Source organism: Kitasatospora nipponensis (genome assembly GCF_039528135.1).
Classification (GTDB): domain Bacteria; phylum Actinomycetota; class Actinomycetes; order Streptomycetales; family Streptomycetaceae; genus Kitasatospora; species Kitasatospora nipponensis.
This window is the reverse complement of record NZ_BAAALF010000835.1, coordinates 1-626: the sequence shown is the minus strand read 5'-3', so window position 1 is coordinate 626 and position 626 is coordinate 1. Positions and strand designations below refer to the sequence as shown.

At 67.7% G+C, this 626-nt stretch carries 1 pseudogene; it reads right to left on the bottom strand.

Annotated elements, in window-relative coordinates:
• Window positions 1–101 precede the first annotated feature (101 nt).
• Window positions 102–626, bottom strand: a pseudogene (locus ABD323_RS43600) (hypothetical protein); the annotation flags it as partial.

Here is a 626-nt window from a genome sequence, read left to right as displayed (position 1 = left end):
GTCCCAGTAGCAGCGCATCCATGTCGTCACCAGGCCATGATGCCGGGCCAGATGCGCCGCCCTCCTCCGGTTCGAGCTGGCAGATCCCAGAGCTGAGCTCGTTACTCGTCTTCGTCGTCGAAGGCGTAGGGCGGGATGGTCCATCGCATCACCGTCTCGCCCGCCTCGTCGGCTTCGAGCGTGACCGGATAGACCTGGCCGGCGTCCCGCTCACCGCGGTGCCTCATCGAATGATCGCCTTGATCCCATTCGATGCCGAGCACCTGGCAGCCACCGACCTCGATTGCTCCAACGCGGAGCGGGTGGTGCCACCCTGCTCGCCGGAAGCGGTGGAAGTCGGTGTGCTTGTCGATGGAGACCATGAGGCCCTTGCCGTGGAGGCGGTCGCACCAGGCAGTGAGTTCAGCGGCGCGTGCGGCTGCCTCGGCCAGCGGGAGGTCAAGCCACCCGTGCGGTCCGTCGACGCCGTACTGCGCGATCCGATCGCCGCCGAACTCGGCGTGTGCGTCGTCCGCGTACCGGCCCCAGTAGGTGACATCGGCGAGCCCGTCGGCCGGCTCGTCGTTCATCCCCGTCCAGGCGTCCAGGTCGTGTCCCGTGGAGTGGTGTAGTGGTCGTGCGCCAAC